The sequence below is a fragment of the Streptomyces sp. NPDC001568 genome, from assembly GCF_042893755.1.
Classification (GTDB): domain Bacteria; phylum Actinomycetota; class Actinomycetes; order Streptomycetales; family Streptomycetaceae; genus Streptomyces.
Genome location: NZ_JBIAVF010000059.1, coordinates 1 through 2,567, shown reverse-complemented (window position 1 = coordinate 2,567; position 2,567 = coordinate 1). Strand labels below are relative to the sequence as shown.

3 protein-coding genes are annotated in these 2,567 nt (G+C 71.3%); all 3 read right to left on the bottom strand.

Translation table 11 applies throughout. From position 1 onward, the window contains the following. On the bottom strand, positions 1 to 442 hold a 442-nt coding region (locus ACFY0I_RS39945), incomplete at its 3' end, for an ABC transporter ATP-binding protein (RefSeq protein WP_388904749.1). A gap of 6 nt (positions 443 to 448) precedes the next feature. Further along, positions 449 to 1,603, bottom strand: a complete 1,155-nt coding sequence (locus tag ACFY0I_RS39940) for an aliphatic sulfonate ABC transporter substrate-binding protein (protein ID WP_388904747.1) — start codon at positions 1,601 to 1,603, stop codon at positions 449 to 451. Between the two features lie 2 nt (positions 1,604 to 1,605). Continuing rightward, positions 1,606 to 2,567 (bottom strand): hypothetical protein (locus ACFY0I_RS39935; protein WP_388904746.1); only part of this gene is annotated, 962 nt, incomplete at its 5' end.

The window sequence follows — 2,567 nt, the reverse complement described above, 5'->3', positions numbered from 1 at the left end:
GGCGCATGCCGCCGGAGAGTTCGTGGACGCGCTTGCCGTACGAGCCGCCGAGGCGGACCAGTTCCAGGAGGCGTTCGGCCTCCGGCTTGCGGTCGCCCTTGGCGACGCCGCGCAGGCGCAGGGCGAGTTCGATGTTCTTGCCCGCGGTGAGCCACGGGAAGAGGGCGTGCTCCTGGAACATCAGGGCGGGACGGCCGCCGGGGGTCTCGATGGACCCCGCGGACGGCTCGTCCAGACCCGCGACCAGGTTCAGGAGCGTGGACTTGCCACACCCCGAGGCCCCCAGGAGGGTGACGAACTCGCCGGGAGCGACATCGAGGGTGACGTCGTCCAGGACGAGCTGTGACCCGGCGGGGCCGGAGAAGGACTTCGAGACGTGCTCGATGCGGACGGCGCTGCGGACCGCCGTGGTGTTCTCCGCGTTGATGAGAACAGTCGCCATCGCCGGTCACCTCCCTTGGTCGTCGGTGCCCGGCCCCGTGGGGGTGACAGGGGGCTTGTGGAGGGAAGCGAGGACCTTGTTCAGCGGCCCGAGGTCGTGGATGCCGGTCAGGTCGGGCCGCTCCAGCAGGCCCACTGTGACCGCGTGGTCGGCCTGGGCCCGCAGGGACGCGGCCAGGGGGTCGTCGGTGACGAGGATCCCCGGCCACGCCCGGTCGATGACCGGGGCCTCCAGTTCCTTGCCGGTCAGGGACTTCAGGGCGGCGTTGGCGGAGGCCTTGGCGCGGTCCGGGTCGGCGTTGATCCATTCGTTGGTCTTCACGGTTCCGCGCAGGACGGCCTCGACGACGTCGGGATGCTCCTCGAGGAACTTCTGCGACACGATCACGTTCGTGATCACGAACCGGCCGCCGGGCCACAGGTCCCGCTCGTCGAGGAGGACCCTGCCGCCTTCGGAGACCAACTTGGAGGCGGTCGGTTCCGGTACCCAGGCGCCGTCGACGGCGCCGGAACGGTAGGCGTCCGGGGTGACCGTGTTGTCCGTACGGACGACGGAGACGTCTCCCCGACCACTGGCCGCGTCGACCTTCCAGCCGCGTGCGGAGATCCAGTTCAGGAGGGCGACGTCCTGGGTGTTGCCGAGTTGCGGGGTGGCGATGCGGCGGCCCTTGAGGTCGTCGAGGGTTTTGATCTTCTCCGGGTTCACGACGAGCTTGACGCCGCCGGAAGCCGAGCCGGAGATGATCCGCAGGTTGGAGCCCTTGGACTTGACGTAGCCGTTGACCGCGGGCGAGGGCCCGATGAACCCGATGTCGACGGCGCCCGCGTTGAGGGCCTCGATCTCGGCCGGACCCGCGTTGAAGGTGACGGTCTTCAGGGCCGTCCCGCCCAGTTCCCGCTGGATCAGCCCTTCGCGTACGCCGACCAGCGCGGTGGCGTGGGTCAGGTTGGGGAAGTGGCCGATCCGTACGGAGTCCGCCGAGAGCTTCTCCCCGACGGCGGCGGCCGGCACCGGGCCGCCCGTCGGCCCGTCGGCCTTGGAGCCGTAGCCGCAGGAGGTGGCGGCGCAGACGAGGAGGAGCAGGCAGAACGCGGCGGCGCGGTGCGAACGGCGTGACCGCTGCGCAGGGGGCGGTCGGTGCTGTGGGGGCTGTGGGGGCATGGTCAAGGGGTCCGTTCGTTCTCGGCGTGCGCGGTGAAGGCGTCGCCCGCCATGCCCGCGGTCAGGGTGGTTCCGTCGGCGGGGTCGATCAGCAGGAAGGACCCGGTGCGGCGCGAGTCGGCGTAGGCGTCGAGCGCGAGAGGCTCGGCGGTGCGGACGACGACGCGGCCGATGTCGTTGGCGACGAGCCGGCCGGGGTTCGGGTGCTGGGACAGGTCGTCGAGGGTGAGCCGGGAGGGGATCTCCTTGACGATCGCCTTCACCGTCCGCGTCGTGTGTTTGACGAGGACCTGCTGGCCGACGGTGAGCGGGCGGTCGGCAACGTGGCAGACCGTCGCGGTGATCTGCCGGGTGGTCGCCGGGGCGTCCGTGGTGGGGGCGATGAGGTCGCCGCGGGAGATGTCGATGTCGTCCTTGAGGCGGAGCGTCACCGACTGGGGGGCCCAGGCGATGTCGACGCTCTCGCCGAGGGCGTCGATGCCCTCGATGACGGAGGTCCGGCCCGAGGGCAGGACGGTGACGGCTTCGCCGACGCGCAGGACGCCGGAGGCGATCTGGCCCGCGTAGCCGCGGTAGTCGGGGTGCTCGGCGGACTGCGGGCGGATCACGTACTGGACGGGGAAGCGGGCCGGGCAGGCGGTGAGGTCGTGGCTGACCGGGACCGTCTCCAGGTGTTCCAGGACGGTCGGGCCGCCGTACCAGTCCATGTTCGCGGACGGCTCGACCACGTTGTCCCCGGCGAGCGCGGAGATCGGGATCGCGGTGCACCACTCGTCCCGGAAGCCGGCACCGGGGCCCCAGCCGGGGACCCCGAGGTCGCCGGCGTAGGCGGTGAACTCCTCGGCGATCGCGGCGAACACGCTCTCCTCGTAGTCGACGAGGTCCATCTTGTTGACGGCGAGGACGACGTGGGGGACGCGCAGGAGGGCGGCGACGGCGGCGTGCCGGCGGGTCTGCTCGATGA

Coding starts and splice junctions, on each gene's coding strand:
- ACFY0I_RS39940 (WP_388904747.1), bottom strand. CDS start 1,603: ATGCCCCCACAGCCCCCACAGCACCGACCGCCCCCTGCGCAGCGGTCA.